Annotated in this window: 13 protein-coding genes; 5 read left to right on the top strand and 8 right to left on the bottom strand. The window is 64.4% G+C overall.

Annotated elements, in window-relative coordinates; genetic code table 11:
• Positions 1–91 precede the first annotated feature (91 nt).
• The 3 genes from ABD172_RS14780 to ABD172_RS14790 form a co-directional block, all read right to left on the bottom strand.
• Entirely contained in the window at positions 92–3,160 is a 3,069-nt protein-coding gene (locus tag ABD172_RS14780; protein WP_344310910.1) for a CgeB family protein, read from the bottom strand.
• A 101-nt stretch (positions 3,161–3,261) separates the two neighbouring features.
• Positions 3,262–4,542 (bottom strand): rhamnan synthesis F family protein, encoded by a 1,281-nt coding sequence (locus ABD172_RS14785; RefSeq protein ID WP_344310912.1) that lies wholly within the window; start codon positions 4,540–4,542, stop codon positions 3,262–3,264.
• 51 nt (positions 4,543–4,593) lie between these two features.
• The gene (locus tag ABD172_RS14790; protein WP_344310914.1) at positions 4,594–5,511 is read right to left on the bottom strand and encodes a rhamnan synthesis F family protein; all 918 of its coding nucleotides are present in this window, start codon (positions 5,509–5,511) and stop codon (positions 4,594–4,596) included.
• A gap of 138 nt (positions 5,512–5,649) precedes the next feature.
• Between ABD172_RS14790 and ABD172_RS14795 the strand changes: the two genes are divergently transcribed.
• From ABD172_RS14795 to ABD172_RS14815, 5 genes are all read left to right on the top strand, one after another.
• The gene (locus tag ABD172_RS14795) at positions 5,650–6,612 is read left to right on the top strand and encodes a rhamnan synthesis F family protein (protein ID WP_344310916.1); all 963 of its coding nucleotides are present in this window, start codon (positions 5,650–5,652) and stop codon (positions 6,610–6,612) included.
• A 103-nt stretch (positions 6,613–6,715) separates the two neighbouring features.
• On the top strand, positions 6,716–7,606 hold the full coding sequence (locus ABD172_RS14800) for a hypothetical protein (protein ID WP_344310918.1): 891 nt from the start codon (positions 6,716–6,718) through the stop codon (positions 7,604–7,606).
• A gap of 58 nt (positions 7,607–7,664) precedes the next feature.
• A complete protein-coding gene (locus ABD172_RS14805; RefSeq protein WP_344310920.1) occupies positions 7,665–8,702 on the top strand; it encodes a hypothetical protein in 1,038 nt (345 codons plus the stop codon).
• A gap of 4 nt (positions 8,703–8,706) precedes the next feature.
• Positions 8,707–9,738, top strand: a complete 1,032-nt coding sequence (locus tag ABD172_RS14810; RefSeq protein ID WP_344310921.1) for a glycosyltransferase family 61 protein — start codon at positions 8,707–8,709, stop codon at positions 9,736–9,738.
• Between the two features lie 181 nt (positions 9,739–9,919).
• Complete coding sequence (locus ABD172_RS14815) at positions 9,920–10,990, top strand: hypothetical protein (protein ID WP_344310923.1); 1,071 nt, start codon at positions 9,920–9,922, stop codon at positions 10,988–10,990.
• Positions 10,991–11,009: 19 nt separating this feature from the next.
• On the opposite strand, the gene ABD172_RS14820 is transcribed toward ABD172_RS14815, so the two are convergent.
• The 5 genes from ABD172_RS14820 to ABD172_RS14840 form a co-directional block, all read right to left on the bottom strand.
• Positions 11,010–12,518 carry a hypothetical protein gene (locus ABD172_RS14820; protein WP_344310925.1) on the bottom strand — a complete coding sequence of 503 codons (1,509 nt, stop codon included), beginning with the start codon at positions 12,516–12,518 and terminating at the stop codon, positions 11,010–11,012.
• Positions 12,519–12,543: 25 nt separating this feature from the next.
• Positions 12,544–13,899, bottom strand: coding sequence for a dTDP-4-dehydrorhamnose reductase (gene rfbD, locus ABD172_RS14825; RefSeq protein ID WP_344310956.1), 1,356 nt, complete (start codon positions 13,897–13,899; stop codon positions 12,544–12,546).
• Between the two features lie 56 nt (positions 13,900–13,955).
• Positions 13,956–14,954, bottom strand: a complete 999-nt coding sequence (rfbB, locus tag ABD172_RS14830) for a dTDP-glucose 4,6-dehydratase (protein ID WP_344310927.1) — start codon at positions 14,952–14,954, stop codon at positions 13,956–13,958.
• 61 nt (positions 14,955–15,015) lie between these two features.
• Entirely contained in the window at positions 15,016–16,092 is a 1,077-nt protein-coding gene (locus ABD172_RS14835) for a glycosyltransferase family 4 protein (RefSeq protein WP_344310929.1), read from the bottom strand.
• Positions 16,070–17,464, bottom strand: coding sequence for a glycosyltransferase family protein (locus ABD172_RS14840; protein WP_344310931.1), 1,395 nt, complete (start codon positions 17,462–17,464; stop codon positions 16,070–16,072). Before ABD172_RS14840 ends, ABD172_RS14835 begins: the two co-directional genes overlap by 23 nt.
• Positions 17,465–17,512: the final 48 nt, after the last annotated feature.

The following is a 17,512-nucleotide window of genomic DNA, read 5'->3' on the forward strand; positions in this document are numbered from 1 at the left end:
ATTTAGTGTGTCACTTCAACCCACCACAGCCCGCTGACCTGCAACGATGAACGAAAGAACGGCTCAAACCCGAAAACCTGTGCAAGTCAGGTCAGAGTCGCGGGAGAGCCCGCACATCCTCGACGAGAGTCTTCGCGCGCGCCGCGAACGAGTGCCTCTCGGCGATCTCCGCAGCGAGGCGGGCCTGCCCCTCCGGAGTCGGGTAGTAGCAGACCCATTCGAGTCCGTAGGCCCACCCGAGTTCCACACGGTTCCGGTAACGCGCCACCTGTCCGCCGAACAGCTCGTCGATGCCGTGGACGTCGTCCATGAGAAGGTGCCCGCCGGCGGAGAGCACGTCGAACACCTGGCTGGAGACGAACCCGAGGTCACGAAGTTCCGGCCTGTGATCAACGGTCACGTAGAACGCAGACCGGTAGATGTCGAGCAGGTCCTCCGCCGTCTCCGGGCCCGGAGCGATGAATTGCGGCGGGACGTGACCGGTCCAGCCGGATCCGTACACCGTCAAGAAGCGGGCCGCTGCGAGATTCTGCAGGGTTCCGTGCACGCTCACCTGGCGCCACGGCTTCCGCTCCCCCACGTTCACCACGCGAGAGGTGCGCGAGAACGGTGATCCCGCATCGAAGGGGAAGACCTGAGGATCCGTGCACAGGAGCAACGGCTTGACATCGAGGGATTCGAGTGCGGAGACCTTCTCCGCCCAGAGCGGCGCTGCCGCATAGGCGAGGTCGAACCCTCGGGCCCGTCGGATGTCCACTCGGTCCATGTTGTCCGTGGCCCACAGGACAGTCGTCGCACCGGTCGGCAACGGCTGCCCTACGGTTCCGTCGAGGTCGACAACGACGTCCGCGCGGGCCGTCCAACCCGTGGAGCGCGGATCCTGGACAACTGCTTTCTGTCCCTGAGCACGCAACGCGGCGGCCAGCGACTCTGCGAAGTCCAGCGCTCCAGCCGGGCCATGGACGTCGGTGCCAGTCCGACGAGGAAGGATGAGCCACGTCCGTGACTCACCTCGTTCGGACACCTGCACGCGTCCGTCGATCCATGTCTGGGCTCCCCAGGCATCGGAATGGGAGGTGTCCGCCCACGCCACGGTGCCGGTATCGAGGGGCGTGACGTCCCATGCATCGAACAGTTCTTCCGCAGCACCCGTTCCGCGGGCACCGCCTCGACGTTCACGGAAGTACGCGAGTGCTCGCGTCCTGTCGACGTGCGGGAGCGCGGGCCGACCGCCGGTGCGGGCGACGACGTCCGTCCGGAGTTCTACCGATCCGGTCGGCATCCGCCGAATGAGGTCTTCAGCCAGCCAGAGGTCACCGAGCAGCGGAGAGAAGCCACCGGCGCGCCGGATGTCAGCAGTTCGTGCGACAAGGGGGAAACCGGACGTGGGCACCGGAGTGCGGACGTCGATCTGCACACTGTGTCGTGCCCGCCCCGCCAACAGGGGTGCCGGCTCTGCGGCGCCGCCCGGATAGAACGAACCCGCGTCCACGATGGACTCGTGATCATCCAAGACGAGCGGATGGGTAACAGTACCTGTGGTCTCGACCTCCGCGATCACGTTCGACCAATCGGCCTCTCCGTCCTCGAGGGAGTAGTCCGGGTGAGTGATGACAAGCGTGCTTGCCGTTGCGGATCGGATGGCGCAATTGAGCAGGACGGCCCGATTCGTCGAACCGTCGACGACGGTCGTGTTGCGAGCCGCGAGCGTGAGCGCCGAGAAGAGCAGTGCATCGGACCATTCCGTCGACTCTGCGAGTACCAGAACTTCGAGTTCGTCCTGCTCCGGCTCGAACGTAGCAGCAGTAACCGCGACTCGTTCGAAACCGCGCGGGGTAAGCCCGAGCACCACCAGTCCGGCTGTGCCCGGCTCTACCGGTGCCGACTCCTCGGCATGCCACCGGTCAAGGACGAGTGCGTGCTCGAGGGGTGACTGCAGAGCGGGGACGGGAAACTCGCCGGCTTCGACGACTGCGATGTTCTCGCCCTCGAGGAACGACGGAAGCTCCTCGCCCTCCATCACCCGGTACACGAGGTCGACGCCGGCCGCCTCACGAAGCTCCGGATCGATGGTTGCCTGACGGAGCGCCTCGGTGGACACGACAGTGCCGGGGAGAATCGCGTCCCGCAGGCGGGAGAACAGGGGCACACCGTCTTGATCGACCGACCGGATCGCCGGCTCGCCCGAGGCGATCGCAGCAAGCGCAGACCGTGTGAATGCTTCCTCCCACACGAGTCCCGGTCGGGTGAAGAACACGGCCGTGCCGGTCATCTCGCTCACCGATTCGGACACGGCCCCCGAACGAGTGCGGGCGTTTGTCGCAAGGTACCGGACGCGGGGGTCACGAGAAGCGATGTGACCGACGACGGCCTCGGCATCCTCGACCCGGTAGGGGTCGAGAACCAGCATCTCCCAGGCGCCGAACCGCTGCACCGCGCGGGGGCCTGCGATGTGCTCGTACACCTGCCGGAAGTCATTGGGTGATTCCTCGAGGACGACGACGAACGTCGCCTTCGCCTCGGCGGTGAGCGCAGGGAGGGAATCGACCGCAAGAGGGACGCCCGGGTCCGGCAGGAGACCCGGCAGGTGTTCCTCCCGCATCGTCCACTCCACGAGAGCGGCGGTCGCTGCTTCCTCGACCAGCCTCAGGGTGAGGCCCTCGGGCAAGCCGAGGCGGTCCGCGTCATACGGCAGTGGGGTGTCCGGGGTCGAGGTCGCGAGGAACGTTGCGAGCGGGTTGGCGGCGTTACGAACGTGCCCCGGGAACGCCGAGGCGTCGAAGAGGGGGTGTGTGCTCGTCCGGCGGGCGACGTCCGGGTTCTCGAGGTACTCGACGAGCACATCGAGCGGACGGCGACGCCCCGCGAGGTCACGGGTGATCCACGAGTGCACGAACAACGGGTGCGGCGCCAGCCCGAGTTCTGCACCGTCGAGCACGAAGTCGGCGATCGCCTCGTGTGCGGTCGAGAACTCCTGTCCGCGCTGGAGCTGGTACCAGTCCACGGCGAAGAACCCGGACCGTTCGATGAGCTCGGCTGCCTTGCGTTCGGCCTTGTTCAGTCCATCGAAGGCATCGAAAGCGTCAGCTTCTGTGAAAACTTCGTTCTGTTCGGAGGCGGTATGCGTCGCGTCGAGGTCGCCATCGATCGTGTCCGACATGGGGATGTGCTCGTCTCTGTTCTCTCGTGCCGAATCCAACTGTTCGGGCGCCTGTCGTCCCGGTTCGCGTGCGGAAGCCGATTCCTGCATGTGCCGCTCCCTCAGCTCAGCGGTCGCATCGGCGAGGTCGTTCCGCCGGGACGGACGGCCAGCGGTTCACGCCGTCCGTCGATGGACACCGAATACATCGTCTTGCCCGTCACCGGCGGAATCGCACCGAACAGTCGTTCGAGCGAGTGTGCGAAGGTCCCGTCCGTGGGAAGTGGTTCCTGTTCGATCCGGGCGGTCTCGATGCCATAGAAGTCCTCGAAGGCGTCCAGGCGGGCCCAGAACATCGTGCCGGCGAAGAATCCGAAGTCCGTGTAGAAACCGTCGACGACGTCACGGAGTTCGACAGATCCCGTCCGTTCCTCGATGGTGTGCACGAGGTTCCGCAGATTGTCCGAAGCGCTGAACCCGTAACTCAGTGGGTAGTAGTAGCGTTCCGGCCCGACAAGCGCCGTGTCCGGCCGACGGAGCACCTCGACAATCCCCTCGAGCACGGCCGGGTCCTCGGGAACCAACGCCCGCATGATGGCTCGGAGCCATGCCGGCCCGATCGTGGAGGTCGGCGACTTCTTCGTGTGGACCTTGAGGACAGCCTCATAGCCGGCTTCCCGGAGGAAGGGCGCCACACGCAGGAACGGCAGAATGTCCCTACCGCGGTTCGGAACGACGAAATACCGCGCGCCCGGATGAAGCTCCTGGAGCCGCTCGACCTCGGCCAACCGCTCCTCGGGCACGTCGAGGAAAAGGTCGTAAGGAACCGTGCCGTTCATGCGGTGGACGTGCTCGAGCACTGTTTCGAGAACGTCGCCGTAGAAGCAGTGGACGAGAACGGCGATATCACTCGTCCGTTCCCGCTTCACTTCCTCGAGCACTTCCGGCGCGAACGTCCGGGCGAAGAGCGCGTCGTCCTCGACCGCGCTCGTCACCTGCTCCATCGCGCGGTACACGAAGGCGCGATCGATGATGATCGGATTGCCGTCGGTGAGGGATGAGACGTCCCCGTAATCCGTGCCCTGACCGCGCGAGCGGCCCCGCACCTCGATCCCGAGCTTCCGCACGTCGATCTCGTCGAGTTCGAGTGGGCGGGAGAAGCGCAGCGCAAAGCCTCGCTCCACCGAGAGGCCGCGGCCCTTCGCCGTGGACACCGTTCCGTCATGCCACAGGAGCTCCGCATCCGCGGACTCGAACGCAGGGTGCGAGAGCGTCCATTCGAGATCGATGTGATTCGTTCCGGCCACATAGTCCGTGTGTGCGGCCAGATACACACCCTTGGGAATGTATCCCGTGAGGGAGCGACGGTCGGGCGTCATGTTGTCGATGACTGCGAAGGGCATGGGGAGGTTTCCGTTCGGCGTGAAGAGTGTGCGGTCGTCGGCGAAAGGGAATCAGGCCGGCGTGGGACGCAGCCCGTAGACGAGCCCCTCGGCTTCGGCCTCGGGTTCGCTGCGGACGGGGCCGCGGGCCCGCCGCAGACCGGGCATGGTCGCGAGCGATTCGCGCACCCCGTCGAAAAGACCAGGGTGCTTCTCTTCCCCTGCGGCGAGGAGACGGTCCGCGTCGAGGAGGTACGGGTCTTCGAGGAGGGCACGGATGGGGACGACAGGCAGGCGACCGCTCACGATCATCTCGTCCGCGAGCACGACAGTGGGGTCCCAACGCTCGACATCCACGCCCGAGGCGCCTACCGGCGTTCCGATCTCGTTCCACCGGGTGACTCGGGAGATACCGAGCTCCGTGTCCGCTCCGGTCAACCGGAAGTACGCACCGCTCCGGAACCCGACGCCGTGAACGGCATGTTCGAGCGCCGCCGCAATGGCGACGGAATCCTCCGCTTCGGTCGACGGATCGAAGTCGAGCCAGAACCGACGGAACGTATCGGACCGGACAAGAGCCTGTTTGAAACCGATGAAGTACGGCTGCGGATGCCAGCGCGGAGCAGAGGAACTCACGAGCGGAACCATCTCGTAGCCCACGGTGGCCGGACCGTTGACGATTGTTGCCACGGATTCGGACGGGCCGATGAAGGAAGAATCGACGAGGAGGACGGTGTCGAACTCGGTCCTCACTGCCTCACCGACGAAACCGAGGCCGTGCTGGTAGGACGCGAACCGGTGTCCGGGCCCCGTCCGGCGTTCGTACTCGACCATCGCAGGGAGGAACTCCTGTTCCTCCAGCGTGATCCCCGAACCGCTCACGAGAACGAAACGATCTGCCTCCGTGGCGAGCCGTTCGATGGACCTCAGCGCGTGCGGACGAATACGACCCTCGGGGTCGTGGTGTGCCATGACAACGAGAAGGGACAACGGATCACTCCTGAATGGGGTTGGGTGCCAACATGCTAGCTTGATATCAACGATTGATAACGCACATCACGTTTTTCGGAGGTCCGGAGAACGCGTTATCACCCCACGTTCCCTTCCGAGTCATGAGGTTCGCCCACAGTGTTCACCTCCGTCCGCCGGCTGGCCGTCGTCGCGCATTTCGATACCTCGCGCTCTCTTGCTCCCCACGTTCGGCACATGCTCGACGAGATCGTCTCCGTCACCGATCGCGTCGCACTCGTATCGACGAGCGGAGTGGACGACGATGGGCTCGCGTGGCTACGTTCACGCCCCTCCGTTCTCTACGCAGAGCGGGAGAATGTCGGGTACGACTTCAAGAGCCTCCAGGTGGGCTATCAGGCGCTCGGCGACCCGGGGAACGCGGAGATCCTTTTCTGCAACGACAGTTTCATCGGCCCGTTCCTCCCCCTCGACTCGTTGTTCCGAACGATGGACTCGCGGCGCGTCGACTTCTGGGGGATGACACGGTCGGTCGAGATCGTCCCTCACGTCCAGTCGTACTTCATGGTGTTCAAGCCCCACGTTGTGCGGAGCTCCACTTTCCGAAATTTCTGGATGGACTTCGGCACTCCGAAGGACAGGGCGGAGGCGATCAACAACGGCGAACTCAAACTCACGCGCGTCCTCGAGGACGCCGGTTTCACCTCCGGCGCGTACTTCGAGCCGACCGATGAGGACGCCCTCCTCGCCAATCAGCGCTTCGCGTACCTCATGGTGCCCGAGTCCCTGCCGCCCGGTTCCGTGGACGGGTGGTGGGACGCGACGTGGCGCTCCCGCACCGCTTCTGCAAACGCCATGCAATTCAACTCGACCATCGCGCTCGCGGACGCCGCGTTTTCGGAACGTCTGCCCCTCCTTAAGATCGAGGCTCTCCGATTGGACCCCTGGGAGCTCGGAGGGCGCGCACTCGGGGCCCATCTCGCGAACAGGTATCCGCGCATGTTCGAGGGCGTTCCTGAATTCCTCTCGCGAACGGACCACATCTATGCTGGGCGTTATACGAAGAAGAACCTGAGGAGCAAGTTCCCCCAGCTCTACAACGCGGTGAGGTATCAGTACTGAACAGCGTGCGCGCGGCACAGTCCTCGTCTTCGTCCGCCCGAAGAGGCAAGAGCCGCTCGTCGGCATTCATCATTCCGCCCATACATTCACTGGAGTAACCGACTTGGCCATCGAGAACCTGTACAACACCGGCATCAAGAAGATCGGTGACGAGAAAGCATTTGCGGCGGAACAGAAGACGCTCATCGTCGTCGGCCCGGCCCGCGGCGGAACCTCGATGGTCGCCGGTACCCTCGACAACCTCGGGGTCTTCACCGGTCAGGGTTCGAACGCTCCTGTCTTCGAGGACGTCCGCCTCGCGAACGCTGCGGAGAACGGCACTGTTGCCGATGTCCGCCGGGTCGTCGAGGACTACAACGCGCAGCACGACGTGTGGGCGTACAAGCGCCCCGGGATCATCAACAACTTCGGGAAGATCCACGACACCGTCCGTAACCCGGTGTACCTCTTCATCTTCAAGGACATCTTCTCGATGGCGAACCGGAACAGCATCTCCATGCACCTGGACGTCGTCAACGGCCTCAATGTCGCGCTCGAGGGCTACCAAAAGATCACAGGTTTCATCAAGCGTCGTCAGCCCACGGGCCTCCTCCTCTCCTACGACCGCGTGATGCAGAACAAGGAGGCGTTCGTCGACGTCCTCACTCAGCTCATCGCACCGGCCACTGTCACGGACGAACAGCGCGCCGCTGCCCTCGCGTTCATCGACCCGAATCCCGAGGCGTACCTCAACGCCTCTCGCGTGACGCGCGGGGTTGGACACATCGCCTCGCTTTCGGCCTCCGAACTGAGTGGCGCCGGGCATTACGTCGCTGCACCCGGTCGCGATGTGGAGGTCGAGGTCCGCGTCAACGGCGAAGTCGTCGGGCGGACAAAGGCCGACGGGCACCAGTTCGCCTACACGTTCGAGTCCCCGCTGAGTACCGATGACGTCGTGTCCGTCCGGCTCACCGATGACGTCGTCGACTTCGCGACCGAGACGTTCTCGAACTGAGCCCGCGCTTCTCCCTCACTGCTCTCACACTGCTCACACTCGATAGGTGCACTCATCCATGACCCCTCATCAACAGCCGAATACTTCCGACACCCCGAGGCGCCTGCTTCTTCACGTCGGCCAGCCGAAAACGGGAACGAGTGCCCTCCAGACGTGGTTCGTGCACAACCGCCCTCATCTCCGTGAACTCGGGGTGGACTACCCGGCGCACAAATCAGATGTCGCGGCGCGCAAGGGCAAGGTCGTGAGCGGGAACGGGGTCGGGATCCACACGGTGTTCGTCACCGACGCCGTCCTGGCCAATCAGAATGCGCAGCGAGGCGACCTCAATGAATTCGCCGACCGGATCGAGGCAAGTTCGTACACGACGACGGTGTACTCCACCGAGGCGCTGTGGAAGCTCGATCCCGACAGGCTGACCCGCGCACGCGCGATCCTCGGCGAACGCGGGATCCGGCTCGAGGTCGTCGCGTACGTCCGTGACATGGCCGGCCATGCGCTTTCCCTCTACGGGCAGGCCGTCAAACGCCACAAGTACATCCAGGACTTCTCCCACTTCATCGGTCGTGAGCCCACCGGATTTGGCTTCAAGCAGGACGTCGCCCGCAGTCTCTTCGCGTGGGCGGACATCCTGGGGAACGATGCACTCCACGTCATCCATTACGACACCCACAGGAAGGACGCCGTCGCACCGCTCGTCGATGTGCTCGGTGTCCCGAATGACACCATCTGGGTCCCTGGCTCGAACGGAGAGGTCAATCGGTCCCTCACTCGTGAGGAGCTCAACCTCATGCGACGGCTCAATCAGAAAGTCGCCGATCGTGGACAGCTCGTCAAGCTCTCCAATATCCTCATGGATCTTCCGGCGCTGGGCAGCCGCAAGGCCCGAATCAGCCGTGCCGATGCGGACTACCTCGTGAACACCTTCGAATCCGATGTCGACCGCATCAACAACACCTTCTTCCCGAAGGACCGGTCGTTGCAGGTCATCGGTAAGGTCGAAGTCGTCGACGGTCCCGTCGACGCAGCACCGCTCGCCCCTCGAGCGAAGTTCCTTCTCGACTGGCTCGCCGCCGCAACCCCCCAATTGAGGTGATCGCATGACTGAAACCGAGAATCCCGTACCCGACTTCGCAGTCCCCGTTCCTCGCGCAGGAAGTGCCGAGGTACCTGTCGACGCCACCGTCGTCGACAATGCGGTCCTCACCCCGTTCAAGGTTTTCTACCCCGGGAACCCCGAACATTTCCGAGGCGCGATCTACACGGACGACGGGAATCTCGTCTCACAGTCACAACGCGGCTTCGGTCCTGGTCAGACCCAATTCGTGCCCGATGACCCGGAGCGGCTTCCGAACTTCGGATCGGAGCCTCGGCATCTGGACGGCTCATGGTTCTACGGTGGGCACTGGATGAATCATTTCGGTCACTTCATCATCGAGGCGCTTCCCGCCATCGGGCTTCACCGTCCCGGCTACGCGGGGCTGCTCTTCCACCGTTTCATCTGGAATGGCGAACCGAGCAGCTGGCAACGCGAACTCCTCCGGCTCGCGGGCTGGGACCCGTCGACACCGATCTCGATCGTCGGAGGGGAACCCGGTCCCCAGGTGACTGTGGAGCGCGTTTCCATCGAACGCCGTCCCGTCGTTCTCGGACTCGTCGCGTCGAAGCGTGCGGTCGAGATCTGGCAGGAAGTCGCTCGCCGTGCCTCGGCAGAAGCCACGGCGGAGATCGGGCACCATCCGAAGGTCTACTTCTCTCGCACACACCTCAATCACGACAACCGTTTCACCAGGAACGATCGCGTCCTCGAGGACCGCATGGCCGAGAGGGGTTTCCACGTGGTACATCCGCAGGAATTGCCGGTCGCCCACCAGCTCGCTCTCGCCGCGAACGCGGAGGTCATCGCCGGAATCGCCGGGTCGAATCTGCTTCTCTCGGCATTCGCACCTGCCGGTACTCGCATCATCGAGATCGGCAATCGCCGGAATCCGGTCCAGGGTCAACACATGCAGCGCGCGTTGTCCGCAGCGACCGGACACCTTCATGTGTTTCTTCCGTATGCAGGGGGACGGTCCGCTCGGAACGTCGTTCCCACTCTCGAAGCGGTCGACACGCTTCTCAAGGGAAAGTGAGCCCACGTCCAGAATGACCACGCCCATCGTCGTCGCCGGGCCCTCCCACGTCCGCGGAATGAAGCATCAATTGGCGATCGGAAACGTCCGATCGAGCGGACGCCCGGTCGAGTGGATCGACTTCCCGGGGACCGGTACGCTGAGTCCCCATTTCCAGAAGGCAACGTTCACGTCGGAGCCGATGGATACCCTGTTCCTCGTGCCCGATTTCCGATTCGGGAACAAGGCTGTGGTAAACCCGAAGATCCCCGCGAATCACGCGGCCGTCGACCGTTCACTCATCTCTCCGGAGAACGACGCCAAGATGTACTCCGCGGTGATGACGGCACTCGAAGCCATCCGCGACAAGAACCCGCGATGCCGATTCGTCTTCTGGTGCTTCGCCGGCCGTGAAGAGGACAATCGGTTCGCCGGCAAGTACTTCGAGAACGGCGTCTACCGGCACCCCACCTGGAACCTCTCCGACGCCGAGGAACGCCTCGGCAGCCAGGTGATTTCGCTGCGGCCGTTGATCGAGCACCCGCACGGGCGGTCCTTCCGCATCGACGACTCGCAGCACCCGTCATTTCTCGGGCACGAACTCCTGCGACGACTCATCGCGGATCCCGACATCGACTTGCCCACCACGATTTCCGACATCGTCTCCACCTCGACGCAGGTCGTCGTGCGTGCGACCGTACCCACCGTCATCACCGGGCATTCCCATTGGTTGACCCGGCTTGACGAAACCGTGAGTCGGCGGCTCGTCCGTCTGGAGGGCCCTGTCGACATCGTCGATCCGAAAACGTTGTTCACGGAGCCGCCGGGGCGTGGGACACGAGTCGTCTACGTCTCCGGGCTACAGCGAGTGCTGCGCCCGGATCCGCTCCGCAGAGCAACGACGGAAACCGTCGACGAGTTGCGCCGGCTCGGTGCGCAGGGCGCGGACGTGCGAATCGTCCCGTGGGAGAACAAGGTCAGTGTCTCCCCCGCCCCCACACGGGTAGGCCAGCCCGCACTGTGGTCTGCTGCACCGGAGTTCGCTCCCATCCCGCCGATCGCGGGCTGGACGGCAGGGGTTGCACCCTTCACCGTCGAGGACTTCGACCTCGAACACGATCAGATGCCGACGGTTCCTGCGCCCACGGGAGATGTTCCCTTCCGCGAAGGAGCTCGGCTCCGCCCGATTCCGACGACACACGGCATCGAGAAACTCCTGCGAGCGGTCGGGTTCGACGTTTCCCACGAACCGTTCCTGGATCCGGCTCCCTGAGCGTTCCGGGACCTCTTCGTCACCCGAGTGTGGCGCCGGGGGCGTACGACTGCCATTCGGCTTGACCGACGGCGCGCACGTGGACGTCCGGTGGTGCCACGAACGTCGCAGCTCCTCGAATCCGATACAGCGTCTTTCCGTCGAGCAGCCCGGTCTCCTCACCGTTCGTCACAAGCTCGGCGCTCAGAGGAACGGTCGCTTCCGGGGACACACCGGAGAGCACCTGTGGACGGGTCTCGAGCACCTGAACGGCGGACCGCTGAGCGATCTCGCCGTCGGCCACCCGAATGAGTCGCCCGTCGGAGACCAGGTCGTAAGCGGTCGAATTCCCCTGGACCGGAATCGCCGTTCCTTCAAGGAGTTCGAGGGCTTCCTCAGTCGACCCGCATCCGTCGACGTTCTCGATCTCCGTGGCGAATCGACGCAACGCGGTTGGATGATTCGTCTCCGTGTTCTCGGAGCTGCGGTAGACAGTCACGGGGACCGTCCCGCAGGGATCCGACGTCGACACCGGGATCCGTCCTTCGAACGTCCGGAGGAACCCGGGGCCTTCCTTCCACGCACCGGGAATGATGAGGGGCTCGTACGGACGCGAAGCGAAGTCCTCCGAGAAGAACGTCACCTGAGTACCGTCGGGAACCTGGTGAGCGATACCCCAGGCGTCGAGAGCCTCGAACCATGCGAAATCGACGCTGAACGCTTGGATGAGCGAATACGTCCGCGGTGACGACGGCGTCGACGTCGGCTCGAACCCCTTCTCGGTGAGGATTTCCACCCCGCGTGTGAACGCCGGGTCCTTCGATCGCTGTAGGAACTGACCGCCTCCCACACTCGCGCTGCTGCCCGCAGCGGACTTGTCGGTGAGAAGAACGTAGTACCACCCGTCCTTGTAGGCGGCCGCCGGTTGCCCTGTGCCGTACGACGAGTCACCGCGATCGATCACGCCCGACTGGGTGAGGACCGAGCGCCCCTTGTTCGCTCGTTCCCAGGTCTCCCCGTCCACGGAGGTCGCGAGCCCGATCTGGTTTCGACCCCAGTCGGCCTGTCCTCCCAGTGAGCCGGTGTAGTACATGTAATACGTGTCGTCGACGCGCATGACGTTCGGGTCGCAGACGTGCATCGAGTCGAAATCGCCGTCGCGACCGGTCCCCGACAGTGCAGCGACGGCTGTCGCCGCGCCCTTCCCCAGGAACGGGCCGTTCGGGTCCTTCGACACTCCGTGCGCGGCATCGTCACCGAGAGGATCCCCGGCCGAACCGCACCACCAGAGCCCGTACACGCCGCGGTCGAGCAGTGCGGTCGGAGCATAGTTGTAGGTCGGTGCACCCCCGACGGGTTCCTTGCTCTCGACCGTCTGTCCGGTGGTGAGCGTCGTCGCGGAGGCTTCCTCCGTGACTTCCGATTCCGGTTCCGTCGGTGCTGCCTTGCTCTCGACGGGGCGTTCCTCTGCGTTGATACCGCAACCGGCCAGGAGCGCGAGCAGCGTCGCACTCACGACCGCTTTTCTCGCGAAACGGAGTCGAGTCATGGATCCTCCGGGCGTTCGGGTGGATTCACACGGACAGATAGGTTCGCAGCGCCTCGAACTGATCGCGCGGGGCGAATCCTGCCGCTTTGAGCTTCGAGAGATCGAAACGGGAATTCAGCGGGCGGGGCGCGACGGACTTTCCGGCGAAATACTCCTCGGTCGTCACATCGGAGACCCGCGCCGCGTCCGCGCCGACGGCCTCGAAGACACGTCGCGCGATCTCCGACCATGCAACGGCTTCGCCGTCGTTCGAGACATTGTAGGTACCGTATTCGGCCTCGGAACGAAGGAGGTGGAGAGCCGCGCCGGCGAGGTCCTCTGTGAACGTGAGGCGACCGATCTGATCGGAAACAACCGACGGGTCGACACCCTTCTCCGCAAGCATCTTCATCGTGAGGACGAAGTTCTTCCCCTCGCCGATCACCCAGCTCGTCCGCAGGAGGTACGTCCGCGGGTTGAGCGCGAGCGCGATCTCCCCGGCGGCCTTCGACTGGCCGTAGACACCGAGCGGGCAGATCGGATCCGTTTCCGTGTACTCCCCGTCCTTCGACCCGTCGAACACGTAGTCCGTCGATACGTGGACGAGCGGCAGGCGGTGGCGTGCGCTGAGTGCGGCGAGGGCCTGAGTGCCCTGCGCATTGACTGCCCACGCCGCCGAGCGACCCTCGGGCGTTTCCGCATTGTCGACGGCCGTGTACGCGCCGGCGTTGATCACCGCGGAGAACGACTCCCACGGCAACGCGGCAAGAGAATCCGCGTCGGCGAGGTCCGCGTGCTCACGGCCGAAGAAGACTGCCTCGGCGTCGCTCAACTGTGTGCGAAGAGCCTGGCCCAACTGTCCGTTCGCTCCGAGAACCGCGATCTTCCGTGCCGGGAACGGAGTGACATCCGCCAACTGCGGGTGCTTCTTGTCCTTGTCGGAAAGTTCCGCCTCGTCCAGGGGAATGGGCCACTCGATAGCCGAGGTCTCGTCCGCGAGGTTGAGGAAGGTGTAGCGGGACTGGGCGTCCGCGGACCAGTGCTCGTTCACGAGGTACACATAGGCTGTCTGGTCCTCGAGAGCCTGATAGGAGTTCCCCACACCGCACGGGACGTAGATCGCCTTCGAGGCATCGAGATGCGTGGTGAAGACGTTCCCGAACGTCGGCCCCTCACGCAGGTCGACCCAAGCTCCGAAGATCTCCCCTGTCGCGACGGAGATGAACTTGTCCCAGGGCTCGGCGTGGATGCCGCGCGTCGTTCCGGCCTTGAGGTTGTAGGAGATGTTGTTCTGCACCGGGGCGAAGTCCGGGACCCCGAGCGCCGTCATCTTCTCGCGCTGCCAGTTCTCCTTGAACCAACCGCGGTTGTCCCCGTGGACGGGAAGATCGACGACGAGCATGCCCGGGATCTGCTCGACGGGCGTGACGGTGAGCGGCTTCGAGAACTCCACTGTGCTTACTGCCCCTTCTCTGCGTACTTCGCTTCGGTCTCCGCCTTCGCCGACGACCACCAGTCACGGTTGGCGGTGTACCAGTCGATCGTGGCCTTGAGCCCTGCTTCGAAGTCCTGGAACTTCGGCTGCCAGCCGAGCTCGGTCCGCAGCTTCGTCGAGTCGATCGCGTAGCGGAGGTCGTGGCCGGGGCGGTCGTTCACGTGGTCGAAGTCGGTCTTGTCCTTGCCCATCGTTTCGAGGATGAGCTCGACGACTTCGAGGTTGTTCTTCTCTCCGTCCGCACCGATGAGGTAGGTCTCCCCGATCTCACCCTTCTCCAGGATGGTGAGCACCGCGGAGGAGTGATCGTCCGCGTGGATCCAGTCGCGGACGTTCAGACCGGCGCCGTAGAGCTTCGGCTTACGGCCTTCGAGGACCTCGGTGATCTGGCGTGGGATGAACTTCTCGATGTGCTGATAGGGCCCGTAGTTGTTCGAGCAGTTCGAGATCGTCGCCTGCAGCCCGAAGGACCGCACCCATGCACGGACGAGAAGATCGCTGCCGGCCTTCGTCGAGGAGTACGGGCTCGACGGGTTGTACGGCGTCGCCTCGGTGAAGCGGTTCGGGTCGTCGAGTTCGAGGTCGCCGTACACCTCGTCGGTGGAGATGTGGTGGAACCGCTTCTCGTGACGGCGGGCCGCTTCGATGAGCGTGTACGTCCCGATGATGTTCGTATCGAGGAACGGGCGCGGGTCCGACAGCGAATTGTCATTGTGGGACTCCGCCGCGTAGTGAACGATCGCATCCACACGCGGGACCAGCTCGTTCACGAGCTCGGCGTCGGCGATATCACCCTCGACGAGCGAGAAGCGGGACTCGTCGAGACCGGCGAGGGATTCCTTGTTTCCGGCGTAGGTGAGCTTGTCGAGGACGGTCACCGAGTAGTCGGTGTTCTCCAGGACGTAACGGACAAAGTTCGAACCGATGAATCCGGCACCGCCGGTCACAAGAAGTCGTTTCACGCAGTCGACACTATCGGAAACCGGTGACATGTGTCGCACCACGGGCCGGACGAAGGAACTGTCAGACGCCGAGAATTCCGAGGAAATCCACCGCCATACGACGCGGCAGGTGCGTGCGAGCGAATGACCTCGCGGCGGCGCTCTTCTCGGCCCGCGTCGCGAGGACGCGCTCGATCGCGTCTGCAATCGCTCCTGCCTTGTCGTCTACCGAGGGATCGAAGAATTCGATCCACGCCTCGTCACCGAAGTCCGCACGCAGATGGTCGAGCCCCGGCAGCACGACCGGCACTCCGAGTGTCGCCGCCAACATCATGGACCCCGAGTTGAGGATCGCTTCGTACGCGAGGACGAGCACATCACTCGCCTCCGTCCACGCAGCGATTTCCGCGTCCGTGAGCACCCCGTACTGCCTGTAGACCGGAACATGCCGAGGGAGAATCCGCTCGAGCTGCTCGATCTCGCGGGCATTCGCGCCCCCAGCGAGCGCGATCGCAGTGTGCGGATTCCTTCCCGCCAATCGTTCCGCTGCGGCGAGGAGGGAATCAACTCCCTTGTACGGTCGAATCGCTCCGGTGAATCCGACCACGTCGGCAGTGACGGGAATTCCTGTGGCGGCACGCGCCGCGTCACGACCGAGCGGCGCCGGGTAGACACCCTGATAGCTCGAATGCTGAAGGTGGACGATCTTGTGTTCCGGGATGGTGTAGAAGGGCGCTGCGACGTCCGCGGTTTTCGAGTTGAGGACGAGGATCGTGTCCGCCCGGGCAGCGAGGACAGTGGCTAGCCGTATCTCCTGCTCGACGTACCGGGAATCGTGCGTCATGAGGTTGTGCACTGTCCACAGGATCCGCACGCCACGATCGTGTGCTTCCGCGAGTGCGGCATCGAGGCGGTCGATCCGGTGCGCGAACTCCTCCTCGTCGGGCACATCCGCGATCGGGGCGGTCCAATGGAGGTGGAACGCGTCACCCGAGGAGAGAGCCGCGAGATCGGCGAGAGTCGGCCCGAACCAGATATGTCCGCTTGCACGCCAGCCCTGCGCCCGTGCCTCGGAGTACAGCATCGTGAGGTACGGGTTCGTCCTCCAGGCGGGGAACACGAGGATCCGGGACACGTCATACCCTCCCTTCGAAGGCATCGGGGACTTCAGTGGCAGCGGGAGTATCGGTGAACAGTCGGGGTGAACTCGTCGCCTCGAGAGGGACGCTGGTCCTGTTCCCGTCCGTCCAATGGATCGTCACGGTCACCCCTGAGGCGGTCCTCACGTCCTCGTCCCACGTCCCGGGAAGCACGACATCGAGATCGAGCCGACCGAGGTGGTGGGCCGGAAGCTGGTAACCCGGGACGGTCACCGCTGCACCGTCGCGGTGAACGGAAACCTCGTCGATATGGCGGACGAGGTCCGGAACCCCGAGTACGAGGCCGATGACGACGGAATCGCCGTGCCGCTCCGCGTGGAGGAGGTGCGCGCTGTACCCGCGCCGAGTGCGTGCCACGAACTCGACGAGGTCGTCGGCGTCCCGGCGGCACACGACCAAATCGAGGGAACGAAGGGCTTCCGGCAGCTCGGCCCGGCGGACGTGCGGGTACTTCCACAGGCGCTGATCGATGACCGTGAAGGCGTCTTCCGTTGCAGCGCTCCGGGGCGTCTCGGCAGCGATGGCGGAGGAGAGAACCAGCGCATATTCCGCCGTACTTCGGTTTCTGGCGCCTGTGAACCTCGAAAACGAGCGCGCGGCCGCTGTTTCGGTGGATCCGTCGGTCGTCAGTGGGTGCGGCGCGACCACGGTCTTCGGAGTGGTCCACAGTTCCCGGGGAAAGGCCCGGACCAGCGCCTCGATATCGACCGTGGGTGGCGTCTGTCCTCCGAGCTCCAAAGCTTCCGGCACCGAGTCCGCAATCGTTTCCAGTGGCCTGCCGGAGCCGGAGAGAAAGTCGCGATGGTCGAACCGTTCGGTGGAGTCGGAGGCCACCAGTCGGGTGTCGATGCCGAAGGCCTCCGCGATCGCGAGTGCAGGCAGCCAATCCCCCACGACGAAACGAGCACCGACGATCTGTCGGAGCACGTTCTCCGGGCCGGCCGTCACATCCAACAGACGGGTCGAGGACGGCAGTACGTCCTTTTCCGCGTCGACTCCGCGTTGCGCCACGAGCACATCCGTCGTCTTCACCCGGCTCACCTGTTCGAGGTCGGGGCGCGTCCACCGAAATGTGAACACAGGATCTCCGTGCACGACATCCGCATCGGACGTTCCGAAGGCGAGTAACCGGGCCGTCCACGGCCCACGCACCGAGCGGATCGGAAACAGCGCGTTCGCACGATCGCGACCTGTTCCATCCCCTACCGCGGACGGGTCCACGGACCTCACACCCCAGCCCGCGACAGGGCCGTCGATGTCCGCGTCACTCGGTCCGAAAGTGTCGGTCAGGGCGAGAGTTCCGGAGACCGGAGGCGTCCCCGAACGCGGCGCCAGGCTCGCGACCACCTCGGTCAGGAGCGTGTTCTCCATGTCCGTGTATGGATCGCGGCCCTGCCGGTGCGGAAGGACGAGGGAGAT

It is taken from the genome of Brevibacterium samyangense, from assembly GCF_039529845.1.
Classification (GTDB): domain Bacteria; phylum Actinomycetota; class Actinomycetes; order Actinomycetales; family Brevibacteriaceae; genus Brevibacterium; species Brevibacterium samyangense.

Excerpts from the sequence above, each read along its gene's own strand:
- ABD172_RS14820 (WP_344310925.1), bottom strand. The coding sequence starts at position 12,518 with ATGACTCGACTCCGTTTCGCGAGAAAAGCGGTCGTGAGTGCGACGCTG.
- ABD172_RS14815 (WP_344310923.1), top strand. The coding sequence starts at position 9,920 with ATGGATACCCTGTTCCTCGTGCCCGATTTCCGATTCGGGAACAAGGCT.
- ABD172_RS14810 (WP_344310921.1), top strand. The coding sequence starts at position 8,707 with ATGACTGAAACCGAGAATCCCGTACCCGACTTCGCAGTCCCCGTTCCT.
- ABD172_RS14785 (WP_344310912.1), bottom strand. The coding sequence starts at position 4,542 with ATGCCCTTCGCAGTCATCGACAACATGACGCCCGACCGTCGCTCCCTC.
- ABD172_RS14780 (WP_344310910.1), bottom strand. The coding sequence starts at position 3,160 with ATGTCGGACACGATCGATGGCGACCTCGACGCGACGCATACCGCCTCC.
- ABD172_RS14835 (WP_344310929.1), bottom strand. The coding sequence starts at position 16,092 with ATGCCTTCGAAGGGAGGGTATGACGTGTCCCGGATCCTCGTGTTCCCC.
- ABD172_RS14805 (WP_344310920.1), top strand. The coding sequence starts at position 7,665 with ATGACCCCTCATCAACAGCCGAATACTTCCGACACCCCGAGGCGCCTG.
- rfbD (WP_344310956.1), bottom strand. The coding sequence starts at position 13,899 with ATGCTCGTCGTCGATCTTCCCGTCCACGGGGACAACCGCGGTTGGTTC.
- ABD172_RS14840 (WP_344310931.1), bottom strand. The coding sequence starts at position 17,464 with ATGGAGAACACGCTCCTGACCGAGGTGGTCGCGAGCCTGGCGCCGCGT.